Origin of the sequence: Acinetobacter sp. 161(2023), from assembly GCF_037027805.1 — a bacterium.
In the GTDB taxonomy this organism is placed as follows: Bacteria; Pseudomonadota; Gammaproteobacteria; order Pseudomonadales; family Moraxellaceae; genus Acinetobacter.
Genome location: NZ_JAZEYD010000004.1, coordinates 220,438 through 242,827, shown reverse-complemented (window position 1 = coordinate 242,827; position 22,390 = coordinate 220,438). Strand labels below are relative to the sequence as shown.

Annotated in this window: 18 protein-coding genes; 10 read left to right on the top strand and 8 right to left on the bottom strand. The window is 41.2% G+C overall.

Translation table 11 applies throughout. The annotated features are described in order from the left end of the window. The first annotated feature begins 343 nt into the window (after window positions 1-343). The 3 genes from ilvD (at window position 344) to WA249_RS05520 (ending at window position 4,591) form a co-directional block, all read left to right on the top strand. Window positions 344-2,173 (top strand): dihydroxy-acid dehydratase, encoded by a 1,830-nt coding sequence (gene ilvD, locus WA249_RS05530; RefSeq protein ID WP_336166904.1) that lies wholly within the window; start codon window positions 344-346, stop codon window positions 2,171-2,173. Between the two features lie 317 nt (window positions 2,174-2,490). Then, window positions 2,491-3,780 carry a hypothetical protein gene (locus tag WA249_RS05525; protein ID WP_336166902.1) on the top strand — a complete coding sequence of 430 codons (1,290 nt, stop codon included), beginning with the start codon at window positions 2,491-2,493 and terminating at the stop codon, window positions 3,778-3,780. Between the two features lie 79 nt (window positions 3,781-3,859). Then, window positions 3,860-4,591: a sulfite exporter TauE/SafE family protein gene (locus WA249_RS05520; RefSeq protein ID WP_336166900.1), complete on the top strand. Its 732-nt coding sequence runs from the start codon at window positions 3,860-3,862 to the stop codon at window positions 4,589-4,591. Window positions 4,592-4,600: 9 nt separating this feature from the next. Here WA249_RS05520 and WA249_RS05515 read toward each other — a convergent pair whose 3' ends face one another. From WA249_RS05515 to WA249_RS05500, 4 genes are all read right to left on the bottom strand, one after another. After that, window positions 4,601-5,491: a LysR family transcriptional regulator gene (locus WA249_RS05515; protein WP_336166898.1), complete on the bottom strand. Its 891-nt coding sequence runs from the start codon at window positions 5,489-5,491 to the stop codon at window positions 4,601-4,603. A gap of 105 nt (window positions 5,492-5,596) precedes the next feature. Next, window positions 5,597-6,892 (bottom strand): solute carrier family 23 protein, encoded by a 1,296-nt coding sequence (locus WA249_RS05510; protein ID WP_336166896.1) that lies wholly within the window; start codon window positions 6,890-6,892, stop codon window positions 5,597-5,599. 297 nt (window positions 6,893-7,189) lie between these two features. Then, the gene (gene ppc, locus WA249_RS05505; protein ID WP_336166894.1) at window positions 7,190-9,874 is read right to left on the bottom strand and encodes a phosphoenolpyruvate carboxylase; all 2,685 of its coding nucleotides are present in this window, start codon (window positions 9,872-9,874) and stop codon (window positions 7,190-7,192) included. Window positions 9,875-10,044: 170 nt separating this feature from the next. Next, window positions 10,045-10,668: a TetR/AcrR family transcriptional regulator gene (locus WA249_RS05500; RefSeq protein ID WP_336166892.1), complete on the bottom strand. Its 624-nt coding sequence runs from the start codon at window positions 10,666-10,668 to the stop codon at window positions 10,045-10,047. A gap of 148 nt (window positions 10,669-10,816) precedes the next feature. Here WA249_RS05500 and WA249_RS05495 point away from each other — a divergent pair, with 148 nt between their 5' ends. The 4 genes from WA249_RS05495 to dnaJ all read left to right on the top strand — a co-directional run bounded on the left by WA249_RS05495 (window position 10,817) and on the right by dnaJ (window position 16,781). Then, window positions 10,817-11,923: an efflux RND transporter periplasmic adaptor subunit gene (locus tag WA249_RS05495; protein WP_174745321.1), complete on the top strand. Its 1,107-nt coding sequence runs from the start codon at window positions 10,817-10,819 to the stop codon at window positions 11,921-11,923. Further along, window positions 11,920-15,045, top strand: coding sequence for an efflux RND transporter permease subunit (locus tag WA249_RS05490; RefSeq protein ID WP_336166887.1), 3,126 nt, complete (start codon window positions 11,920-11,922; stop codon window positions 15,043-15,045). Before WA249_RS05495 ends, WA249_RS05490 begins: the two co-directional genes overlap by 4 nt. Before the next feature lie 139 nt (window positions 15,046-15,184). Further along, on the top strand, window positions 15,185-15,562 hold the full coding sequence (locus WA249_RS05485) for a hypothetical protein (RefSeq protein WP_016139760.1): 378 nt from the start codon (window positions 15,185-15,187) through the stop codon (window positions 15,560-15,562). Between the two features lie 103 nt (window positions 15,563-15,665). Continuing rightward, window positions 15,666-16,781 carry a molecular chaperone DnaJ gene (gene dnaJ, locus WA249_RS05480; protein ID WP_336166885.1) on the top strand — a complete coding sequence of 372 codons (1,116 nt, stop codon included), beginning with the start codon at window positions 15,666-15,668 and terminating at the stop codon, window positions 16,779-16,781. 114 nt (window positions 16,782-16,895) lie between these two features. Here dnaJ and WA249_RS05475 read toward each other — a convergent pair whose 3' ends face one another. Continuing rightward, a complete protein-coding gene (locus tag WA249_RS05475; protein ID WP_336166882.1) occupies window positions 16,896-17,258 on the bottom strand; it encodes a hypothetical protein in 363 nt (120 codons plus the stop codon). A gap of 183 nt (window positions 17,259-17,441) precedes the next feature. On the opposite strand from WA249_RS05475, the gene dapB reads away from it, so the two are divergent. Beyond that, complete coding sequence (gene dapB / locus WA249_RS05470) at window positions 17,442-18,263, top strand: 4-hydroxy-tetrahydrodipicolinate reductase (protein WP_016139763.1); 822 nt, start codon at window positions 17,442-17,444, stop codon at window positions 18,261-18,263. A gap of 50 nt (window positions 18,264-18,313) precedes the next feature. Then, window positions 18,314-18,967, top strand: a complete 654-nt coding sequence (locus tag WA249_RS05465) for an START domain-containing protein (protein WP_336166878.1) — start codon at window positions 18,314-18,316, stop codon at window positions 18,965-18,967. Between the two features lie 39 nt (window positions 18,968-19,006). Here WA249_RS05465 and WA249_RS05460 read toward each other — a convergent pair whose 3' ends face one another. Together WA249_RS05460 and dkgB are read right to left on the bottom strand one after the other, a co-directional pair. Next, the gene (locus WA249_RS05460; RefSeq protein ID WP_336166876.1) at window positions 19,007-20,197 is read right to left on the bottom strand and encodes an MFS transporter; all 1,191 of its coding nucleotides are present in this window, start codon (window positions 20,195-20,197) and stop codon (window positions 19,007-19,009) included. A gap of 4 nt (window positions 20,198-20,201) precedes the next feature. Beyond that, a complete protein-coding gene (gene dkgB, locus WA249_RS05455) occupies window positions 20,202-21,005 on the bottom strand; it encodes a 2,5-didehydrogluconate reductase DkgB (protein ID WP_336166874.1) in 804 nt (267 codons plus the stop codon). Window positions 21,006-21,125: 120 nt separating this feature from the next. Between dkgB and WA249_RS05450 the strand changes: the two genes are divergently transcribed. Next, a complete protein-coding gene (locus WA249_RS05450; RefSeq protein ID WP_336166872.1) occupies window positions 21,126-22,028 on the top strand; it encodes a LysR family transcriptional regulator in 903 nt (300 codons plus the stop codon). On the opposite strand, the gene WA249_RS05445 is transcribed toward WA249_RS05450, so the two are convergent. After that, complete coding sequence (locus WA249_RS05445; protein ID WP_336166871.1) at window positions 22,012-22,386, bottom strand: hypothetical protein; 375 nt, start codon at window positions 22,384-22,386, stop codon at window positions 22,012-22,014. The two genes, WA249_RS05450 and WA249_RS05445, sit on opposite strands and share 17 nt — an antisense overlap. Window positions 22,387-22,390 lie beyond the last annotated feature (4 nt).

Below are 22,390 nucleotides of genomic sequence, written 5' to 3'. Positions count from 1 at the left end.
CAATCCAAAAAGAGTTTATGGGTAGTATACGTGAAAAACGTTTGAAGCCCTAAACTCATGGCTATTGAGAGATTTGGTTTTTAAATAGTGAACAAAAAATTATTCAAAAATTTTTATTGATAAAAAAAGGTTATGAAAAAATAAAAAATTATTCATGTAAGTTTTGCTAAATATTGACTGACTATTACTGTTCTTGGCTTTCCGAATATTATTTGCTTCTATAGAATGGAGAATGATCAAATTATGATGATGAGTCAATATTCCGACTGATCTAACGCTATATCAGTATCATTCAGCCAGAGTGGGAGAAATTCCGCTCAAGCACAACTTGTTGGAAACACTAATGCCTGACTATCGTTCAAAAACATCGACACACGGAAGAAATATGGCTGGCGCACGTGGCTTATGGCGTGCAACAGGAATGAAAGATGAGGATTTCGGCAAACCGATTATTGCGGTGGTCAACTCATTTACTCAATTTGTTCCAGGCCATGTACACCTTAAAGATTTAGGGCAACTAGTCGCAGCAGAAATTCATGCATCAGGTGGTGTTGCTAAAGAGTTTAATACGATTGCAGTAGATGATGGGATCGCAATGGGGCATGACGGCATGCTTTATTCATTACCATCACGTGATTTGATTGCTGACTCAGTTGAGTACATGGTAAATGCGCATTGTGCTGATGCTATGGTCTGCATTTCGAACTGTGACAAAATTACTCCGGGAATGCTCATGGCTGCGATGCGCTTAAATATCCCTGTAGTTTTTGTGTCAGGCGGACCAATGGAAGCGGGCAAGGTCAAGTTCCGTGGTAATGAAAAAGCGATTGACCTTGTTGATGCAATGGTTGTTGCGGCTGATGAAAGTTATACAGACGAAGAAGTTGAAGAATTTGAACGTTCAGCATGTCCAACATGTGGTTCATGTTCAGGTATGTTCACTGCAAACTCAATGAACTGTTTAACGGAAGCTTTAGGCTTATCTTTACCAGGTAATGGTTCAATTGTTGCGACACATGCTAATCGTGAAAAATTATTTTTAAGAGCAGGCCAACTTATTGTTGAATTGGCTAAGCGCTATTACGAACAAGAAGATGCAAGCATTTTACCTCGTTCAATTGCAACCAAGGCGGCGTTTAAAAACGCGATGACCCTTGATATTGCAATGGGTGGTTCAACCAATACGGTTCTGCATTTATTAGCTGCAGCAAGTGAAGCGGAAGTTGACTTTACAATGGACGATATTGACGAGTTGTCACGTCGAGTTCCTGTATTGTCTAAGGTAGCGCCTGCGAAACAAGATGTTCACATGGAAGATGTTCATCGTGCTGGCGGTATTATGGCCATTTTGGGTGAGCTTGATCGTGCGAATTTACTTGATGTATCACTACCAACAGTACATGAGAAAACGTTAAAAGATGCGTTGGACAAGTGGGATATTATTCGTACTGAAGATGCAGACGTGTATGAGTTCTATCGCTCATCTCCGGGTGGTATTCCAACTCAAGTTGCATTCTCTCAAAATCGCTACTATGCAACTTTAGATGGCGATCGTGAAAAAGGCGTTATTCGTAATGCAGAACATGCATTCTCGAAAGATGGTGGTTTAGCAGTTCTATACGGCAATATCGCGCTTGATGGTTGTATTGTAAAAACTGCGGGTGTAGATGAATCAATCTTGAAATTTACGGGCACAGCGCGTGTATTTGAGAGCCAAGATGCCGCTGTAGACGCAATTTTAGGTCATGATATTAAAGCTGGTGATGTCGTTGTGATTCGTTACGAAGGCCCACGTGGTGGTCCGGGTATGCAAGAAATGCTTTACCCAACCAGCTACCTTAAATCGAAAGGTTTAGGCAAAGACTGTGCATTGGTGACAGATGGTCGTTTCTCTGGTGGTTCATCAGGTCTTTCGATTGGACATGTTTCGCCAGAAGCTGCTGAAGGCGGTGCAATTGGTTTGGTAGAAGATGGTGATACCATTGAAATTGATATTCCAAACCGTACCATTCACTTGAACGTTGATGATGCGACTATGGCGCACCGTCGTACAGTTCAAGAAGCGAAAGGCTGGCATCCGAAAGAAGAACGTAAACGTAAGGTATCAAAAGCGTTAAAAGTTTATGCAATGCATACAACAAGTGCAGCGAAAGGAGCTGTGCGCGTTCTATAAAATATTCAATTTTATTAATTGAATAGAAATTATGCACTCTTCAACACGATGAATTATTATCTGTTGAGGGTGCATTTTTTTCACCTGATGAAAAAAATAGGCTTGTAGATTAGGGTGTTGCAAGTCATTCTATGGGTTTGTCATAAAATGATGATAAAATCCTCACCGATGCAGGAACACGTGCAATAACATGATATTTGTTCTGCGTAAGCAGAACTCGTCAGTATTTTGTATATGAAGCTTCTGCTGCACTTTGTACTGCGATCAAAGCAGTTTTTTGGTCTAGCTTAGGATTTTATTTTTTAGAGGCACTATTCATGTCACTGCTACGCCGTTGGTTTGACCCTATCCGATCGAGTTGGTTTTACCAAAAACCCTCTCGTCAAGCGGTGTTACCCACGGAAAATGGTTTAAGTATTTATTTACGACTTGATGATGTGTATAGCTATTTGGCTGTTCAGCAATTGTCTCAGCTCGATGAGATTTTAAGTGATGAACTTAAACCTTTAAAAATTATTATTTCCCATACGGCTTCTGAACCTCCAAATGGTATGTCACATGAAGAGTGGCAAAATTATTGTCTGAATGATGCAAAAATTTTAGCCAAACAACACCGTTTTGCTTTTGATGAATTTCCAGAAATCCCAAGCCAAGAATCTTTAAAACAAGCCGCTGTCATATTAAAAAGAACCCCATTACAAGGTCAGAATTTCTTACATTTACTAGAAGATATTTTTCACATGCTTTGGCAGCAACAATATGGAAAGCTGCGTACTTTACATGCCATGGCAGTTAAACATCAGCTTCCTCAACATTTTTCAGAACGTATTTTTACAGATGAGCCTGTAACGGCAGCGTATTTTGAGTTTGGTGGACGTAAATATCATGCAGTAGATGATTTATTACGTTTAACTCGTCGTCTAAAGCAGCAAAAGTTACTGACTGGTAATCCGATCTTTTTAATTAATCATATTGAATGGCGTGAGCATTTGATTAATGATGCTGAGGCACTTACCGAAATTCAGACACTTCATCCTGAACTCGATATATATATTGCCTTAGAAGATCCAATGAGTTGGCTATTGCTTGCTTATATTAAGGAAGAACTGGCTGATTATTACGACATTCAATTAAAAGTTTACCCTTTAAGCTACCAAGGCCGAGATTGGTTTGATTGGAGTTTGGCAACACGTGTTTCTAAACGAACAGATGTCGCTTTTACTCCTTTTTGCCGCCCTACCGAAGAAAGTGCGCTTGAAATGGCAAAGCTTTTCTATAGTGTGCAGGAAAATCAGCAAATCGATACGATTTTTACAATCTTGCAGGCCGTTTGGACAAAAGGCAAAGATTTATCTTTCCAAAAGCATTTCCAAGAATTACAGCAGCAGTTGGGCATTGAACAGTTAACCGAGCAGGATGTGCCCGCTGTTCTGGCGCAAAATGATGCTTTTTGCAAAGATAAACATCAGCCTGATTTACCAGTTTTAGAGTTGCGCATTAATGGTCAAAGTTATGTGTTTAATAGTTTGTACCGTGTTTGGATGATTGAAAGCATTTTTAGCAACGTATTAGAAGAAAAATATAAAACGGCCTCAACTTTTAATTGAGGCCTTCTCCTAAAAACAAGAATAGGGCAAAACCTGTTTTTTTCCGTAGCATAACCATGTAGGGAATCGGAGATAAACAGTGACTTTTTTAGTAATTATTATGGTGGTGTTTGCCTTTGCTGGCATGATTAAAGGCATGATCGGTCTAGGGTTGCCCGCAGTATCGATGGGTTTACTCACCATCGCAATGAGTCCTTTTCAAGCAGCTTCTTTACTCATTGTTCCCTCAATGGTCACCAATGTTTGGCAGCTTTTTGCTGAAGGACATGTCTGGGCTTTTATTCGCCGTTTCTGGACTTTGCTTGTAGGCATTGTGGTGGGTTCAATATGGAGCTTTCTACCCACCTTGAGCCAAAGTCATGGGCATAGTAGTGAAATTTTATTGGGCTGCATGCTGGCCTTATATGGGCTCTATGGTCTATGCGTGAAAAAGCTCCCGCACTTAGGCAAGCATGAACGTTGGCTATCGCCGATCATTGGTTATATTGGTGGGGCAGTGACGGTAGCAACAGGTGTGATTATTATTCCAGTAGTGCCTTATTTGCAGTCGTTGCATTTAAAACGTGACGAGCTGGTACAAGCTCTAGGGCTGACTTTTACGGTGTCTACCATTTGTCTTGCGGTGTTTTTACACCACAACCCGATTTCAGGAATAACACTGGACTATCGTTTATCTTTTGCGGCTTTATTTGCTGCACTCGTTGGAATGTGGTTAGGTAAAAAAATTCGCTATCGACTCAACGAGCAGATATTTCGTCGTATATTTTTTATAGGTTTGGTGTCATTAGGGATTTATATGGTTTTGCACTAAGCCAAGTATTTAATGTCGATGCTGCAATAAAAAGTCTGCAAATTGCTGATAATTTTTAGGAAGCTGACTGAAATCTTGTGTAGCCAAAAGCAGTTTGCGGTTGGCCCATGCACCGAGTAACTGGATTGAATGAAAATCATAGTCTGATTGCAAACGCTGTGCAGCGCGGGCAGGCATAATTGCAATTCCGACACCTTTCGCCACAACTTCTGCAATTGCGCTAAAGTTAGGTAAGCGCAAACGGTATTGTATGTTAAAGCCTAATAGCTTAGCTTGGGTTCCGATAGACTGTTGCAAAGAGTGGTGAGGTTTAAGACCAATAAAACCATAGCTTAGAGCATCTACCAAATTCAGCTCTTGGTATTGAGCTAAAGTATGGGTAGTAGGGCAAATCAGAACTAATGGGTCACTAGCAAATTCCTTAGTTTGCAAATGTCTGGTATCAAAAAAACTTGAGACTAGACCAAGACTTGCAACCCCTTGCGTTAATGCATCTACAATTTCTGAGCTTTCTGCTTCATGTAAATCAATATTCATTTGGGGATGAAGCACCAAATATTGAGGTAATAACGTAGGCAAATATTCGCTTTGAGCAGAAGAGTTACACCACAGCGTTAATGACTCTGTTGTAGGAAGTCTAAAACGCTGCATTTCTAGTTCTAATTGATCTTTTTGTACTAAAAGCTGACGAGCATGCTCAGTAAAAGCATGTCCTGCCGTTGTTAGCTCTACTCCAGTGGTGTGGCGAATAAATAAAGGAGTTTCAAAATATTGTTCGAGTTTTTTTATACGTTCGCTAGCAGCTTGAAGTGAAATCGCGGAACGATCTGCACCTTTAGTGAGGCTACCTGTAGAGACAATATGAAGAACCAATTGTAAATCAAAAAAATCAAAACGCATGACAGGGAACGTATTGAAGGTTAAGAGGTCATCATACTAAAAAGTGATCAAGAAATGTGATGAATGGCAATAATAAAAAAGGCAGCTTACGCTGCCTTTTTGAATTTAGGTTTTATCTTTTAAACTAAACAGCCAATTTAGAATAATGGCCGCAAAAGTTGCTGTACCAATGCCGCCTAAATTGAAATTACCAAACATTAATTCAAAATTTCCGGCACCCAAAATAATCGTTACAGAAGCAACAATCAGGTTTTTATTGTTAGAAAAATCAACTTTGTTTTCAATCCAGATTTTTGCACCAGCAATAGTAATTAAACCAAATACGACAATAGATGCACCTGTTAAGACAGCACTTGGAATCGTACTAATTACCGCGCCAAATTTTGGAGATAAACCCAAGAAAATTGCAAACACGCCAGCAATCACAAAAACAATGGTTGAGTAGACACGAGTGACTGCCATGACTCCAATGTTTTCGCCGTAAGTGGTCATCCCCGGTGCACCAACGCTACCAGAAAGCGTTGTTGCCAAACCATCTGCGACAAATGCTTTGCCTAATTGCGGCGTCAGGTTCTCACCAGTCATTGCACCTACTGCTTTAATATGGCCTAAGTTTTCGGCTACTAAAATAAGCGCGACGGGCGCAATAATTAGCATAGCCTTAGTATCAAAAGTAGGGTGTGAAAAGCTTGGGATCCCGAACCACGCAGCTGCTGAGATCTGACTAAAATCGATGGGTTTACCAAAACCTAGCCCATTGGTGGTGATGGCGTAAATTACATAAGCCAAAATTAAACCGACTAACAGAAGTAAACGTTGCAATAATCCGCGAGTAAAGACTGCAATACTGCCCATACAAAGTACGGTAATTAAGGCCATCCACATTTCAAATGGTTGTCCTGCAACACCTTTAATAGTAACGGGTGCTAGGTTTAGACCAATAATCATCACAACCGCGCCAGTCACGACAGGTGGCATGAGTTTTTCAATCCAGCGTGTGCCTGTAAGCATGACAATAAAACCGATGAGTGCATAAAATATACCGCACGCAACGATTCCGCCTAAAGCCATAGAGAGGTTTGGATTGGCGCCCGAACCCGTAATATGCCCAGTTGCTGCTGCAACCACACCAATAAATGCAAAACTTGAGCCTAAGTAACTCGGAACACGACCACCCGTAATTAAAAAGAACAGGATGGTACAGATACCAGACATTAAAATGGCAAGGTTAGGATTAAAGCCCATGAGTAATGGTGCTAAAACAGTTGCTCCAAACATCGCAAACGCATGTTGAATACCTAAAATAGCACTTTGAACAGGGGGGAGATATTCGTTGGTAGAGACCGGTCGGTGGTCAATATCACCTTGGTAAGGCTGCCATTTGGGAAACCAATTGGACATAAAACAAGCTCGTTATTCTTTAATTGCTGCAATGATACTCTTTCTTGAGAATGCATTTAATCTCTAGAGAGAAGTATGTTAGTGAAAAATAATTATTTTTTAACGATTGGTATAATTTTATGAATTCTAAATATAAGGAATTAGTTATTTTTTTCTCATAAAGACTCATTTTTTGATTTTAAAAAAATATTCTAAAAAATAGAAAATCGATGAAAATTTAAGAAAAATAGAGAATTTTGCAAGTAAAAAGCAGCACATCGAGATGCACTGCTTTGTCAAACGATCGGTAAAATTAGCTTAGCCCGTATTACGTAAACCAGCAGCAATACCCGCAATACTTACCATAAGTGCATGGTCAACAGGAGTATGTTCTGCCTGACGCTCAGCGAGATAATCACGGCGGCGTTTCATGAGTTCAGCCTGTAAAAGATGCAAAGGAAGTAAGTATGGTTTACGAACCTGCATTGATTGATCAAGAACTTCGTTATTGCTAAGAAGCTTTGATTCATCTTTCAATTTAAGTAGCGTTTCAACAGCATCTTTTAGGCGCTGACGTAATTGGTTACCGAGCACTTTCAAATCTTCATCTTCAGTCAAATGGGACTCGTAATAGAGTGCAATGTTGGCATCAGATTTGGACAATACCATTTCCAACATATCAATAAGCGTCTGGAAATAAGGCCATTGCTGGAGCATTTCATCAAGCGTTGCTTTTTGCTGATCGGCAATCACTTCATTAATGGCTGCACCAGTACCTAGCCATGCAGGTAACATTAAACGAATTTGAGTCCATGCAAACACCCATGGAATCGCACGTAAAGACTCAATACCTCCACTCACTTTACGTTTTGCTGGACGTGAGCCTAATGGCAACATTTGTAATTCAAGTTCAGGCGTAACAGTCCGTAAATACTTCACAAAATGTGGATTTTCACGCACTGTCTGGCGATAAACCTTCACAGAATGATCGGTCATACGGTTCATGATTTCACGCCACTCGGCTTTAGGCTCTGGTGGCGGTAATAAAGTCGCTTCGAGTGTTGCAGCGGTATAGATTTCAAGGTTTTGCATGGCAATTCCTTCTAAACCGAACTTGAAGCGAATCATTTCACCTTGTTCTGTGACACGGATTGCACCAGAGATCGAACCCGGCGGCTGTGAAAATAGTGCCTGTTGTGTTGGAGCACCACCACGACTAATTGAGCCACCACGGCCGTGGAACAGCGTCAACTGTACACCGTGTTTTTGAGCAATTGCAGTGAGCTCTTCTTGAGCACGATATTGCGCCCAGTTAGCTGACATGAAACCCGCATCTTTTGCAGAGTCGGAGTAACCGATCATGACTTCGTGTTTACCCTGAATGTGCTGCTTATACCAATGCATATTGAACAGCGTATTCATGGTGGTTGCAGCGCCATCTAAATCTTTTAAAGTTTCAAACAGAGGAACTACACGTAGAGGATGTTGAATGCCAGCTTCTTTTTGCAATAACAACACAGCTAAAACATCACTTGGATATTCAGCCATAGAAATAATATAGGCCCCTAAAGATTCAGGCGGTTGGTCTGCCAAAGTACGCATGGTTGCAAATACTTCTTGGACATCTGGGTGTCCAATCAAACTGCCTTCAGGTTCATTAATATATTTCGGTAAAAGCGGGCGTTTACTTTGTAACTCCTGAATCAGGAAGTTTTGGCGCGCTTGTTCAGTCCACGATTCAAAATTACCTAAACCTAAATATTCGGTAATTGCTGAAATCGCTTGGCGGTGACGACCTGATTCTTGGCGAATATCGAGTTTAAGTAGTTCAATACCAAAACAGTTCACACGGTAGATAAAGTCGAGTAGTTGGCCGTTAGCAATCTCAGGCAGGTTACTGTCTATTAAAGAGCGATAGCACAACAATAATGGTTGTAATAGCTCATCTTTGCTTTTAATGACATTGCTGTCGTCTGCTTCTAAGCCTTGTAGGCGCTGCGCTAACCAGTGGCGAGTCGCTTTTAAACGTTCGCGTGTTGCACGTAAATATTCACGATAAGGCTCTGCATGTTGGTTACCAATAGCCTGAATCATTTCTTCAGAACAGGTTTGGATTGAAAGTTCCCAACGTAAGTTTTCGATATCTCTTAGGTAAAGGTCAGCAGCTTGCCAGCGTGATAACCACAGTACTTCTTGAGTAATTTGATGAGTAACATTTGGGTTGCCATCACGGTCTCCACCCATCCAAGAAGCAAAGCGCACTGGCGCAATGTTAAGGGGTAAGTTTTGTTGGCAATTATCTTGAACCAACTCATTTAATTCACGAATAAATTTAGGTACAGCATTCCAAAGTGTTTGTTCAATGGTTGCAAAGCCCCATTTTGCTTCATCAACAGGGGTCGGGCGGTGCTGGCGAATTTCATCTGTTTGCCATGCCGAACTAATTTGTTGCTTTAAGTTGGCAAGTGCATTTTGTCGTTCGCGCGGAGTAAGTTTTTGCTGATCAAGCTGTGAAAGGCAGGCATTGATATCATCATATTTTTGAATGAGGGTACGACGGCTGACTTCGGTTGGGTGCGCCGTAAGTACCAATTCAATATTAAGATCACAAATTTGCTGAAACAGTTTTTCTGTCGAAATACTTTTATCTTTAAATTTTTGAAATAGGTGAACAAGTGGATTTGGAGAGTTAGCCTCCGAATCAAATTCGGCCTGTCTGCGACTACGAACCACATGGTATTGCTCGGCAATATTGGCAAAATTTAAAAAATGAGAAAAAGCGCGGGTAAGAGGCAATAGCTCTTCATCGGGCAATTCTAAAAATAATTGTTCTAATTGCTTTTCGGCTTCAGCTTGACCATCACGTGCACCTTTTGCAAGAGCACGGATTTGCTCGATCTGATTAAACAGTTCTTGTCCTGCATGTTGTTTTAGGGTTTCACCTAACAAATTGCCAAGTAAACGGACATCCTCACGCAGTGGCGCATCGATTTGCTGAACCATGCTATTTTCTCCTGTTCTTATTCTTATCGAATATAGCGCGATTAACAAACATTCCAAGCTTTGAGCGTAAGAAAATGTGAATTTTTGCTTAAAAAATAACATTTAATTCGCTTATGGCGTCTTAAAAGTAGACATGCACTCAGTACAACTTTTGGCAATCGGACTTTGGTTTAATTCCGATATTTGAGCAAGAATAAATGAATTGCATCTCTAATAATTTTTTCTAGTTCTTGTGCATTAGGCACAGCAATAATTCTAAGTAGAACCTTATGGTGACGTACACCAAGCAACAAAGTTAAAAGAAGCTCTGTTTGATAAATTGGATCATCGGCTTGGATAAAACCTAATTCAGCTGCTTTTAGGAAGAATGCGGCTAACTGATTTTGAAGTCGTGTATGCGATGCAGTAAAAAATTGTTCAGCTAAAGGGCTTTGTTCTGCTGCGAGTTCAAATAATACATGCTCTAGTTTAAGCGCTTCAGGTGAGTAAATAATCTGCAAGGCGCCTGAACACACAATAAAGAGTGCTTGGTAGAAGTCTGCCGATGCATCTAATTCAAATTGTTTAGGACTCAGTGTCTCTTCACAGGTTTGTGTAATCGCACAGATAAACAGGTTCGCTTTGTCTTGAAAGTGGTTATACACCGTGAGTTTAGTGACACCTGCTTCCTGTGCAATCTGGTTCATGCTAGTACCGTGATAGCCAGATTTTAAAAAAATAGCTTTCGCGGCTTGTAGGATACGAGCACGTTTTTCCAGATCTTTGGGGCGACCACTTTGATTAACTGTTTGCACAAAATCCTCTGATAAAAATTAAAAAAATAGCAATTTATAAGTTTTTCTTTAATTAATGTACCGATGAGTATATTAATTAAAAAATAAACAATTTATGATGCAAGCATATTGTGCCTTAAAAAATCAGTTTGAATAAGAGCGATAAGATATGAATCTGTTAAAACCTCTCATCATGAGTATGGTGATTGTTTGTACGGTCACATTAATGGGGTGTAGTAAAGAAGCCCCAAAAACAGAAGAAATACCCTATGTGATGGTGGCTCAACCCTTGACCACCCTCAATGAACAAAAAAGCTATGCAGGGGATGTGCAGGCCAGACAACAAACGGCTTTAGCATTTCGGGTCGGTGGGCAAGTTACTGCACGTTACGTGGATGTAGGCGATCGAGTTAAGGTCGGACAAGTTTTAGCAAAGCTTGATGTGGCAGATGCTCAGCTACAATTAAATGCGGCTAAAGCCCAACTTGACAATGCACAAGCTTCAGCAAAAACAGCAGCAGATGAACTTAAACGTTTCCAGCAATTATTACCAATTAATGCAGTTAGCCGTTCGCAATTCGATACGGTAAAAAATCAATATGACGCGGCACAAGCGGCCCTACAGCAAGCTCGTTCTAACTATGAAGTTTCTGCTAATCAGACAGGATATAACCAGCTCGTTTCTAATAAAAATGGAGTGATTACTGCGCGAAACATTGAAATTGGACAAGTGGTTGCTGCGGGTCAAGCGGCTTATCAATTGGCTATTGACGGAGAGCGTGAGGTTGTCATTGGCGTGCCAGAACAAGCCGTTGCCGAGATTAAGGTTGGTCAGGCAGCTTGGGTGACTTTATGGTCTAAACCGAATGACCGATTTGCTGGTTATGTGCGTGAAGTTTCCCCAGCGGCTGATCAGTCTCGTACATTTACGGTCAAAGTTGCACTCAAAGAAGGTCAATCTGTTATTCAGCTTGGACAAAGTGCACGTGTATTTTTTAGCTCAACTCAAACTAATGTGATGAGTGTGCCACTTTCGAGTGTTTCAGCAACAGATAATCAGCCTTATGTCTGGGTGGTTAATGCGAATCAGACATTGCGTAAAGTACCTGTAACGATTGGTGCATATGGCAAAGACAGCGTACCGGTGTTATCAGGCTTAGCCCCAAATGATTGGGTTGTGATTGGCGGTGTACATTTGCTACGTGATAAACAGAAGATTCACCCGATTGACCGTGAAAACCGTGGGGTGAAAATTCAGGGAGCAACCCAGCCATGAAATTCAATCTCTCGGAATGGGCATTAAATAATAAAGGCATTGTCCTTTATTTTATGCTGTTGCTTGGCATTATCGGTGCGATCTCTTATTCAAAATTATCACAAAGTGAAGATCCACCATTTACCTTTAAGGTTATGGTGGTGCAGACCTACTGGCCTGGGGCGACTGCCAAAGAAGTTTCTACTTTAGTTACAGACCGTATCGAAAAGGAACTCATGACAACAGGGCAGTATGACAAGATTATGGCTTACTCCCGTCCAGGCGAGTCACTAGTCACTTTTGTAGCCAAGGATTCACTTACTTCTGACAAGATTCCCGATGTTTGGTACAACGTTCGTAAGAAGGTAAATGATATACGCCATGAACTGCCAAACGGTGTACAAGGTCCATTTTTCAATGACGAATTTGGAGACACTTACGGCAATATTTATGTACTGACAGGCAAAGACTTTGACTATGCGCTTTTAAAAGAATATGCAGATCGTTTGCAATTACAGCTTCAACGCGTCAAGGATGTCAGTAAGGTTGAACTGATTGGTCTGCAAGATCAAAAAATCTGGATTGAGATTTCTAACACCAAAGCTGTACAGCTTGGCATTCCAGTTACAGCGATTCAAGATGCCTTACAAAAGCAAAACAGTATGGCAAGTGCAGGTTTTTTTGAAACAGGCACAGACCGTATTCAGATTCGCGTAAGTGGTCATTTACAAAATATTGATGAAATTAAGAAAATGCCTTTACTGGTAGGTGATAAAACCATTCAGCTCGGAGATGTCGCTGATGTCTACCGTGGTTTTAGTCAACCTGCTCAGCCACGTATGCGTTTCATGGGTGAAAATGGGATTGGTATTGCTTTATCGATGCGTAAAGGCGGTGACATTATTGCCTTAGGTAAAAATCTCGACACAGAATTTGCCCAACTGCAAAAAACTTTGCCTTTAGGCATGAAGCTCCAAAAAGTTTCTGACCAACCTGTAGCAGTACAACGCAGTATTCATGAGTTTATAAAGGTACTCGCTGAAGCAGTTATTATTGTCTTGTTAGTAAGTTTTTTCTCTTTAGGTTTCCGCACGGGATTGGTTGTCGCTTTTTCTATTCCTTTAGTTTTAGCAATGACCTTTGCAGGTATGAGCCTATTCGATGTCGGGCTGCATAAGATTTCACTGGGTGCCTTGATTCTGGCGCTAGGTTTGTTGGTCGATGATGCCATTATTGCCGTCGAGATGATGGCAATTAAGATGGAGCAGGGTTATAGCCGGATTAAAGCCGCCGGATTTGCATGGAAAACAACAGCTTTTCCAATGCTCACCGGAACACTGATTACTGCGGCTGGTTTTTTACCGATCGCTACAGCTCAGTCTGGTACAGGTGAATACACTCGCTCTATCTTTCAGGTGGTAACGATTGCCTTATTGGTGTCTTGGGTCGCGGCAGTTTTATTTGTACCTTATTTAGGTGAAAAGCTATTACCCGATTTTACTAAAACAGGTCATCAGGCACCTTGGTATGCCCGTTTCTGGGCGAGATTAACCAAAAAACCGCAACCGCAAACTGTGGCGATTTCACAGGACCATCACTACGATCCTTATCAATCTAACTTCTATTTACGTTTTAGAAAGATGGTCGAGTTTTGCGTGACTTACCGTAAAACTGTAATTGCGACGACGGTGGGTGTTTTTGTGCTATCTGTGCTGATGTTTAAGATCGTTCCTCAGCAGTTTTTCCCACCATCGAATCGTGCCGAGATTTTAGTCGATTTAAAACTTGAAGAAGGCGCTTCTTTAACAGCGACAGAACAAGCTGTGAAAAAGGTTGAAAAATTCCTGTCTAAACAAAAAGGTATTGATAACTATGTGGCATATGTCGGTACAGGTTCACCACGTTTTTATTTACCCTTAGACCAGCAATTACCGCAAGCCAGCTTTGCGCAGTTTGTTGTACTTGCATCATCGCTTGATGATCGTGATGAAATTCGACGTTCGTTAGACAAACAAATTAGGCAATTACTACCACAAGTTCGTACTCGTGTGTCATTACTGGAAAATGGCCCACCTGTTGGTTATCCATTGCAATATCGTGTGTCGGGTGAAGATCAAAATCTGGTACGCCAAGAAGCACAGAAGGTTGCTAAACTGGTTAGCGAAAACCCGAATACCACCAATGTGCATTTAGATTGGGGTGAGCCGAGTAAGATTATTTCAATTCAAATTGATCAAGATCGTGCTCGACAAATGGGTGTCTCTAGTGTCGATTTAGCGAACTTCATTAATGCATCAATTACAGGTAGTGCGATTGAGCAATATCGTGAAAAGCGTGAACTTATTGAAATCCGTTTACGCGGTGATCAGAGCGAGCGAGTTGAAGTGGCTTCACTGGCAAGTTTGGCTGTACCAACGACCAATGGAACGACTGTGCCTTTAGCTCAAATCGCTAAAATTGAGTATAAGTTTGAAGATGGTTTAATTTGGCATCGTAATCGTCTACCTACCATTACTGTTCGCGCAGACATCCGTACTCAATTACAGCCCGCTACAGTGGTTGGTGAGTTGGCCGAATCAATGGATAAGTTACGTGCTGAATTACCAAGTGGCTATCTTGTTGAAGTCGGTGGAACCGTAGAAGAGTCTGCACGTGGGCAAAACTCTGTTAATGCGGGCATGCCACTGTTCTTAGCTGTGGTCATGACATTACTGATGATTCAGCTCAAAAGCTTATCTCGTGCGAGCATTGTGTTGTTAACAGCGCCGCTCGGGTTAATTGGTGTGGTTTTATTCTTACTCCTATTTAACAAACCGTTTGGTTTTGTGGCTATGTTGGGCACAATTGCACTCTCTGGCATGATCATGCGTAACTCGCTTATTTTGATTGATCAAATTGAACAAGATAGGCAAGCAGGGCATCCAACATGGGAAGCGATTATTGAGGCAACAGTGCGTCGATTCCGTCCGATTATTTTGACTGCTTTAGCCGCAGTTCTAGCCATGATTCCACTTTCACGGAGTATTTTCTTTGGTCCGATGGCAGTTGCGATCATGGGCGGATTGATTGTTGCCACCTTACTGACATTATTTTTCTTACCTGCGCTCTACGCAGCGTGGTTTAAGGTGAAAAAAACCGCATAAAATACATAAATTTTTTGTGAATAAAGGTGCGAAATATTGAAAACTCCAATATAGTAGCACCTGTCTTTACACAAAAAATACAGGATTATTTCACTGCATAAAAAATAGGCTAAGTGCAGTGAATTGAGGTGAAATACAGATGGGGCAAGACCATATCGAACAGCATCGCCGTTATATAGTAATTTCTTATGCGTTCATGTTTCTTGCATTGTTTACGGTTATTTTTGCGGCCTTTGCTTATTTGGTCGCTCGTAAAGTGGCGGTTGTAGATAATGCAGAAGTTTGGATTCATGCGCATGCGCTATGGATTATGCGAAACGGGATTCTATTTCTTTGTATGGCAATTTTTGCTGCGGTCTGGTTTATTCCACTCTTCTTTTTTGCATGGGATAGTAACCTTTGGGTAACCGCCTCTACGGTTGCTGGTGTGGTATTTAGCGCTATTGCGTGGTTATTTCTATTAAATGCATGGTTAAAAGGCTTGTCTAAATATTTAAAAAATAAGGCAGTTTTTTAATATATCTATTTTTTAAACATTTTACCCTTGTAAATTCGGCTAAAGCCCCCAATTTAGTCGGCAATAGAGTATTGATAAAATTCCGTGAGGAGCACCGCCAAAAATGGCTAAACGTGATTATTATGAGGTTTTAGGCGTTTCAAAAACCGCAAGTGATGATGAGATCAAAAAAGCCTACCGTAAATTGGCGATGAAATATCATCCTGATAGAAACCCTGACAATGCCGAAGCTGAAGATAAATTTAAAGAAGCTGCTGAAGCTTATGAAGTTTTATCGGACAGCGAAAAGCGCAGCATGTACGATCGCATGGGTCATAATGCGTTCGAAGGCGGCTTCGGTGGCGGCGGCGGTGGTGGCTTCGGCGGATTTAGTGCCGAAGACATTTTTAGCCAGTTCGGTGATATCTTCGGTGGTGCATTCGGTGGTGGTGGACGTCAACAGCGTCAACGTCGCGGATCAGATTTACGTTATGTAATGGAACTTACCCTTGAAGAAGCTGTAAAAGGGGTGAAAAAAACCATTACCTTTACTGCTCCAGCACCTTGTGATGTGTGTGATGGTAAAGGCTCTAAAAATCCAAAAGATGTTGAAACTTGTAAAACTTGTCATGGTTCAGGACAAGTTCGTATGCAGCAAGGTTTCTTCTCTGTACAACAAACATGTGGTACTTGTCGTGGCCAAGGTAAAATTATTAAGAACCCTTGTCAGGCATGTCATGGTTCAGGTGTAGCCGATCGCCAGCAAACGTTGGAAGTTACAATTCCAGCGGGTGTAGATAATGGTGACCGCGTTCGTTTGAGTGGTAAAGGCGAAGCAATTCGTGATGGCCAATCAGGTGACTTGTACGTTGAAGTGGTTGTTCGCGAACATGAAATTTTCCAACGTGATGGTGCCGATCTTTATATGGATGTACCAGTAAGCATTGCTGATGCTGCACTTGGTAAAGAGCTTGAAATTCCAACATTGGAAGGTCGCGTTAGCTTGAAGATTCCTGAGGGAACTCAAACAGGCAAATTATTCCGTTTACGTGGCAAAGGCGTTCGTCCAGTACGTAGCAGCATGGTAGGTGATTTACTCTGCCGTATTGTGATAGAAACACCGGTCAACTTAAATTCTCGTCAACGTGAATTACTTAAAGAGTTGCAAGCTTCTTTTGATGGCGAAGACAGTGCTTCTTCACCAAAGAAAAAATCATTCTTTGATCGTTTGTTCGATTAATACTTGATTAGATAAGAAATTAAAAAGAAGGCGGATATTGATAAAATATCCGCCTTTTTATTGCGCTGATTCATCTTATTATTTTTATTCTGCTTAAAAGTAAATTACGTCTGCTTACTCTGTAGGGTGAGCAACATCAATATCATTAACACCTACAGTCGGTTCGCTAGAAGCAAGAGTCGGAGCACTTTCGATCACTGGTGCGGCTGCTGTTACTGTCTGTACTGCTACTTTTGGTGTTTCTGCTTTTGTTTCGCCAATAATCGGGTCAATATCTTCAACTTTAACGTCAGTATTGGCATCGGTTGCCATGCTCATGTGAGCTGTAGGCGTTGCCGTTTGAGTATTTATGTTAGTCGTAATACGCGCTTTAGATAAGCTCTCTAATGTGTCTCCTGGCTGGATTGCAGGTTCTGCAAATGCCATTGAACTCATAATCCCCATTATCACTGTGAAGCCAATAACTCTCGAATGCATGCTGAACTCCTTATAGTCATCTTTTTTCATTCGTGGCTGAGTAGTGTGCCGATCAATTCTTTAACTTTTGTGAAAACAGATTAAATTTCAGCTGATCTTAAAAAATAATTTTTACTTTTTATCGTGAGCAAAGAGTTTTGATATAGTAGACAAATTACGTAAAACAGAAGATTGGAAAGGATTATGTCAGCAGCTCCACGCATTGGTGTTTTAGGTGCAGGCGGTCGTATGGGCCGTACGCTTATTCAAGCAGTTCAACAGGCAGGCTATCAATTGGCTGCTGCAGTAGAGCGTCCGGAAAGTAGTTTGGTCGGCACCGACGCAGGTGAGCTTGCTGGTATTGGTTCAGTGGGTGTGAAGGTTTCAGGAAGTTTGTCAGATGTTCTGAAAGACTGCGATGTAATTATTGATTTTACTGCGCCAGTTGCGACTGCTCAGCATTTGAAGCTTTGCCGTGAAGCTGGGGTTGCTATGGTTATTGGCACAACAGGTATGTCAGATGAGCAAAAAGCTGAGTTAGACGAAGTTGCTACTCATACACCTGTGGTTTACGCTGCGAACTATTCGGTAGGCGTAAATGTATCAATCAAGTTACTTGAGCTTGCAGCAAAAGTATTTGGCGATACAGTAGATATTGAAGTGATTGAAGCTCATCACCGCCATAAAGTAGATGCGCCGTCAGGTACAGCGTTAATGATGGGTGAAGCGATTGCAGATACTTTAGGCCGGAACCTAAAAGAAGTTGCTGTTTATGGACGTGAAGGACACACAGGCCCGCGTGACCGTCAAACCATTGGTTTTGAAACCATTCGTGGTGGTGATATCGTTGGTGAACACACTGTGATGTTCATTGGTGAGGGTGAGCGCGTTGAGGTGACTCATAAAGCCACGAACCGTATGAACTTTGCTGCTGGTGCAGTGCGAGCTGCGGCATGGGTTGTGGGCCGTGAAGCACGTAAATATGACATGAAAGATGTTTTAGGATTGAACGACGTACAGGTTTAAAACCCTGTCCGTATTCCATGTGTAGCGAGAAAAACAAGATAGAGCAGAACATGAATAAAAAACAAATTGCCTTGACCACTCTTCTTTGCTTAAGCAGCCTCTGGACGGGGGCTGCTTCTACGGAAAAAGCTAAACTCAGCTTAGACCGTAATCATATTAAAGTCTGGACCTATCAAAGGGCTGATAATCCAGTATTTCAATATAAGGCTGAAACGACTTTTGATGTGCCACTTGAACGTGCAGTTGCGGTGATTTTAGATGTAAATCGTGCCGATCAGTGGGTGCCTTATATGGGCAAAGTTCAGATGTTGTCTCAAGATGAGAAAAAGGGTGAATTCACACTCTATATGCTGTTAGATTTTCCTTTTCCTCTAAAAGATCGCGATGTGGTGGTTAAAGGAAAAATGAGTAAAGCGGCCAATGGCTTCATTACCATTAAGAACACGGCGATTAATAGTAATTATCCGATTCAACCTGATGTAGTGCGCTTAACACGCTATGAAGGGGATTGGACCTTCCAGAAATTAGCGAATAACAAAGTTAAAGTAACCACAAGTGGTTATGCTGACCCAGCTGGTTCAATCCCTTTAAGCTTCGTTAATATGTTTGTTCAGCAGCAACCGTATCAGATGCTACTCAAAATGAAGCGAGAAGTGATGAACCCTATTTATGAACAGCCTAAACTGCCTGATATTTTAAAATAAATAAAGCATAAAAAAGCGCCTGATTTCAGGCGCTTTTTATTAATCTGAACACTGCTGTAATGCTTGGGCTGGGCTGCTTTCGCGTTTGATTTGGAATAAAACCAATAACAAACCTAACCCTGCTAACAATGCACCAGCAAATGATACTGCGCTATAACCCCAACCTAAATCGAGTACTAATGCGCCTGCTGCTGCTCCTACTGCGTTACCTAGGTTAAATGCACCGATATTTACTGAAGAGGCAAGGCCTGGTGCTTCGTGAGCGACGGACATTACACGCATTTGTAATGGAGGCACTAAAGCAAAGGTTGCTGCACCCCAGATTACTAATGCAATGGCTGCTCCAATCTGGCTTTGTGCAAGGATTGGGAAAGTCACCATCATTACAATTAACAGAACCAAGAAGCCAATCAGGGTTTTATTGATAGACAAATCTGCAAAGCGACCACCTAAATGGTTACCAATTGAGAAACCGACACCAATCAACATCAGCATAAACGTAATGAAGGTCGGTGAAGCATGCGTAAACTCAGTCAAACTTGGCGCGATATAGGTATAGAGCGTAAACATTGCACCTGCACCGAGTACGGTGGTGAGTAGAGCAAGTATTACAGGAGTGCGCGTTAACACTTTCAACTCAGCTTTCACGTTTGGTTTTTTGGCAACCATACCTTGTGGGAGGGCTTTCCATAAAGCGAGCATGGTAATAACACCGAGTAACGAAATCGCAAGGAAAGACATACGCCAGCCAATGTTTTGCCCAACCCATGTTGCCAAAGGCACGCCACCAATGTTGGCAATGGTTAAGCCCATAAACATGGTTGCTACAGCACTGGCCTGTTTATGTGCGGGCACAATGCTTGCTGCTACAACTGAACCTATTCCAAAGAAAGCACCATGGTTAAGGCTTGTGATGAGACGTGCACCTAATAAGCTCATATAGCTTGGTGAAAACGCGGCAATCAGGTTACCTACCGTAAAGATCGCCATGAGTAAAATAAGCGCATTACGTCGTGCAAAACCACCAAACCACAGGGTCATGAACGGGGCACCTAGCATGACACCAAGTGCATAGCCCGTAATTAACATTCCGGCTGTTGGAATTGAAATCCCTAAATCATTAGCGATATTCGGCAACAATCCCATTGGTGAGAATTCAGTGGTGCCAATGGCAAAGGCACCAATTGCCAATGCCAATAACGAGAACGCTGTATTTGATTGAGTGTTCATGAGTTTAGTCCCAAACTGGTGCCCATGGCTCTGGGCTAACTTCACGACTGTTACGATCAAGTTCGGCAATCATTTGCATTTCAGCTGAAGTTAACTCGATATCCTGTGCTTTTAAGTTGCTCATCAGGTTTTCACGTTTAGTCGAAGATGGAATGACTGCAAAACCACGTTGCAATGCCCATGCCAGTGTAATTTGTGCTGTTGTTGCTTGATGAGCTGCTGCAATTTCAGCTAAAACAGGGTCTTGAAGCACTTTACCGTACGCAAGCGTCATATATGAAGTGACATCAATATTCTTCTCTTGTAAGAAGTTCACAAGTTTGTGATTTTGAAGATAAGGGCTTAGCTCAATCTGATTAGTTGCAATATGCTCTGCACCAATTGTGTCAATTGCTTGTTGGATAAGCTCGATATTGAAGTTTGAGATACCAATTTGTTTAGTAAGGTCTTGTTGCTTTACCTCAAGTAAAAGCTGCATGATTTCAGGAAATGAAACGCCTAAGTCCGGTGCTGGCCAGTGAATCAACGTTAAATCGACATGGTCAGTACGAAGCTTTTGTAAGCTCTCTTTTAAGCTTGGAATAAACTTATCTTGAGCAAAATTATCTACCCAGATTTTTGTGGTTAAAAATAAATCCTGACGTGATATGCCGCTTTCGGCAATGGCTTGACCAATCGCTGCTTCATTGTCATAAATTTGAGCAGTATCAATTGCACGGTAACCTACATCTAAAGCATTTTTAACTGAATCAATTACTGCTTGTTCTTTTAGACGGAAAGTTCCTAGGCCAAAACGTGGGATATTCATGTGTTCACCTGAATTTAAATAATTGTTTAACTTGAGGTGCATTTTGCTTTTTTTATTGTTGCGAAAAAATAGATGAATAAGCAAAATATCTTTGATCATTAGTCAATAATGGAATAAGACATGAAATCAACCATTGAAGAACTCGTCGCGTTTATCGCAATCGTTGATACGGGTTCTTTTGTTGCGGCAGCAGAGCATTTAAAACAAACACCTTCGGGAGTTAGTCGATCTTTAACACGCTTGGAAGCTAAGTTAGATGTAACTTTGTTAGAGCGCACGACACGTAAATTGAAACTCACTCAAGAAGGGCAGCAGTTTCTTATAAAGGCCCGTAAAATCTTAAATGAACTAAATGCGGCTGAAGAAGAACTACAAAAATCTGATCAGGGTACTGCGGGACTCATTCGTATTGATTCAGCAACGCCGTTTGTTTTACACGTGATTGCCCCATTAATGCATAAGTTTCGAGAGTGTCATCCAAATATTGAAATTGAGTTAAATAGTAATGATCAGGTGATTGATCTATTACAGCATAAAACCGATGTGGCATTTCGGTTTGGGGAACTTAATGATTCGAGTCTGCATGCCAAACTAGTGTGTAAAAGTCGTTTATTTATTGTTGCGAGCCCAGAATATCTAGCGATTAAAGGCACACCAATACAGCCTGAACAACTCGAACAGCATGATCTGATTGGTTTTACCAGACCTGCCTATATTAATAGCTGGCCGATTAAAATCGGCGATGAATATTTTTTTGCAAAAGCAAATATTAAAGCTTCTAGTGGTGAGACGGTACGCCAACTCACGATTAGAGGCCATGGTATTGCACGACTATCTGAATTTGAAATTTGGAAAGATATTCAAGAAGGACGCTTGATTGCATTATTCGAAGACCAAATTGAGCATCAATATCAAAGCATCCATGCTGTGTATTATCAACAAGAGCATCTACCAAAACGAATCCGTTTATTCATTGAGTTTTTGGCAGAACAGTTAAAAGATGGTTTTAAAAGCGCTCTCTAAAAGTAGCATAGCCATCAGTTGGAAAATGAACTTCTAAAATTGGAGTGATTTGTCCCTCTGATGAATGTTGTGCCAGAAAATAGCTTTTTTGCTGTTGTCGACAACTAAAATATAATTTGGAATAAGTCGAATTCACCATCACAACTTCATTAGAGCTATTACGCTTATATTGATAATGAGAAATCGTACTAGCCTCATTATCAGTGCGTTGCTGCATTTTATAGTCTTGTTGATTGGTCATTTTTAAATAACCTTCAATGAGACTTTGGCAAACCGTATGTCTGTACTGCTCGTTTTTTGGTTGTGGTTGGCAACCTGCTAAAACAATAGTAAATAACAATATAGCTTTTGATTTCATGATC

What these genes read in the sequence shown, in the direction of transcription:
- dnaJ (WP_336166885.1), top strand. Translation starts at nt 15,666, where the DNA reads ATGGCTAAACGTGATTATTATGAGGTTTTAGGCGTTTCAAAAACCGCA.
- WA249_RS05485 (WP_016139760.1), top strand. Translation starts at nt 15,185, where the DNA reads ATGGGGCAAGACCATATCGAACAGCATCGCCGTTATATAGTAATTTCT.
- WA249_RS05515 (WP_336166898.1), bottom strand. Translation starts at nt 5,491, where the DNA reads ATGCGTTTTGATTTTTTTGATTTACAATTGGTTCTTCATATTGTCTCT.
- WA249_RS05490 (WP_336166887.1), top strand. Translation starts at nt 11,920, where the DNA reads ATGAAATTCAATCTCTCGGAATGGGCATTAAATAATAAAGGCATTGTC.
- WA249_RS05460 (WP_336166876.1), bottom strand. Translation starts at nt 20,197, where the DNA reads ATGAACACTCAATCAAATACAGCGTTCTCGTTATTGGCATTGGCAATT.
- dkgB (WP_336166874.1), bottom strand. Translation starts at nt 21,005, where the DNA reads ATGAATATCCCACGTTTTGGCCTAGGAACTTTCCGTCTAAAAGAACAA.
- dapB (WP_016139763.1), top strand. Translation starts at nt 17,442, where the DNA reads ATGTCAGCAGCTCCACGCATTGGTGTTTTAGGTGCAGGCGGTCGTATG.
- WA249_RS05510 (WP_336166896.1), bottom strand. Translation starts at nt 6,892, where the DNA reads ATGTCCAATTGGTTTCCCAAATGGCAGCCTTACCAAGGTGATATTGAC.
- WA249_RS05525 (WP_336166902.1), top strand. Translation starts at nt 2,491, where the DNA reads ATGTCACTGCTACGCCGTTGGTTTGACCCTATCCGATCGAGTTGGTTT.
- WA249_RS05465 (WP_336166878.1), top strand. Translation starts at nt 18,314, where the DNA reads ATGAATAAAAAACAAATTGCCTTGACCACTCTTCTTTGCTTAAGCAGC.
- WA249_RS05445 (WP_336166871.1), bottom strand. Translation starts at nt 22,386, where the DNA reads ATGAAATCAAAAGCTATATTGTTATTTACTATTGTTTTAGCAGGTTGC.
- ilvD (WP_336166904.1), top strand. Translation starts at nt 344, where the DNA reads ATGCCTGACTATCGTTCAAAAACATCGACACACGGAAGAAATATGGCT.
- WA249_RS05475 (WP_336166882.1), bottom strand. Translation starts at nt 17,258, where the DNA reads ATGCATTCGAGAGTTATTGGCTTCACAGTGATAATGGGGATTATGAGT.
- ppc (WP_336166894.1), bottom strand. Translation starts at nt 9,874, where the DNA reads ATGGTTCAGCAAATCGATGCGCCACTGCGTGAGGATGTCCGTTTACTT.
- WA249_RS05450 (WP_336166872.1), top strand. Translation starts at nt 21,126, where the DNA reads ATGAAATCAACCATTGAAGAACTCGTCGCGTTTATCGCAATCGTTGAT.
- WA249_RS05495 (WP_174745321.1), top strand. Translation starts at nt 10,817, where the DNA reads ATGAATCTGTTAAAACCTCTCATCATGAGTATGGTGATTGTTTGTACG.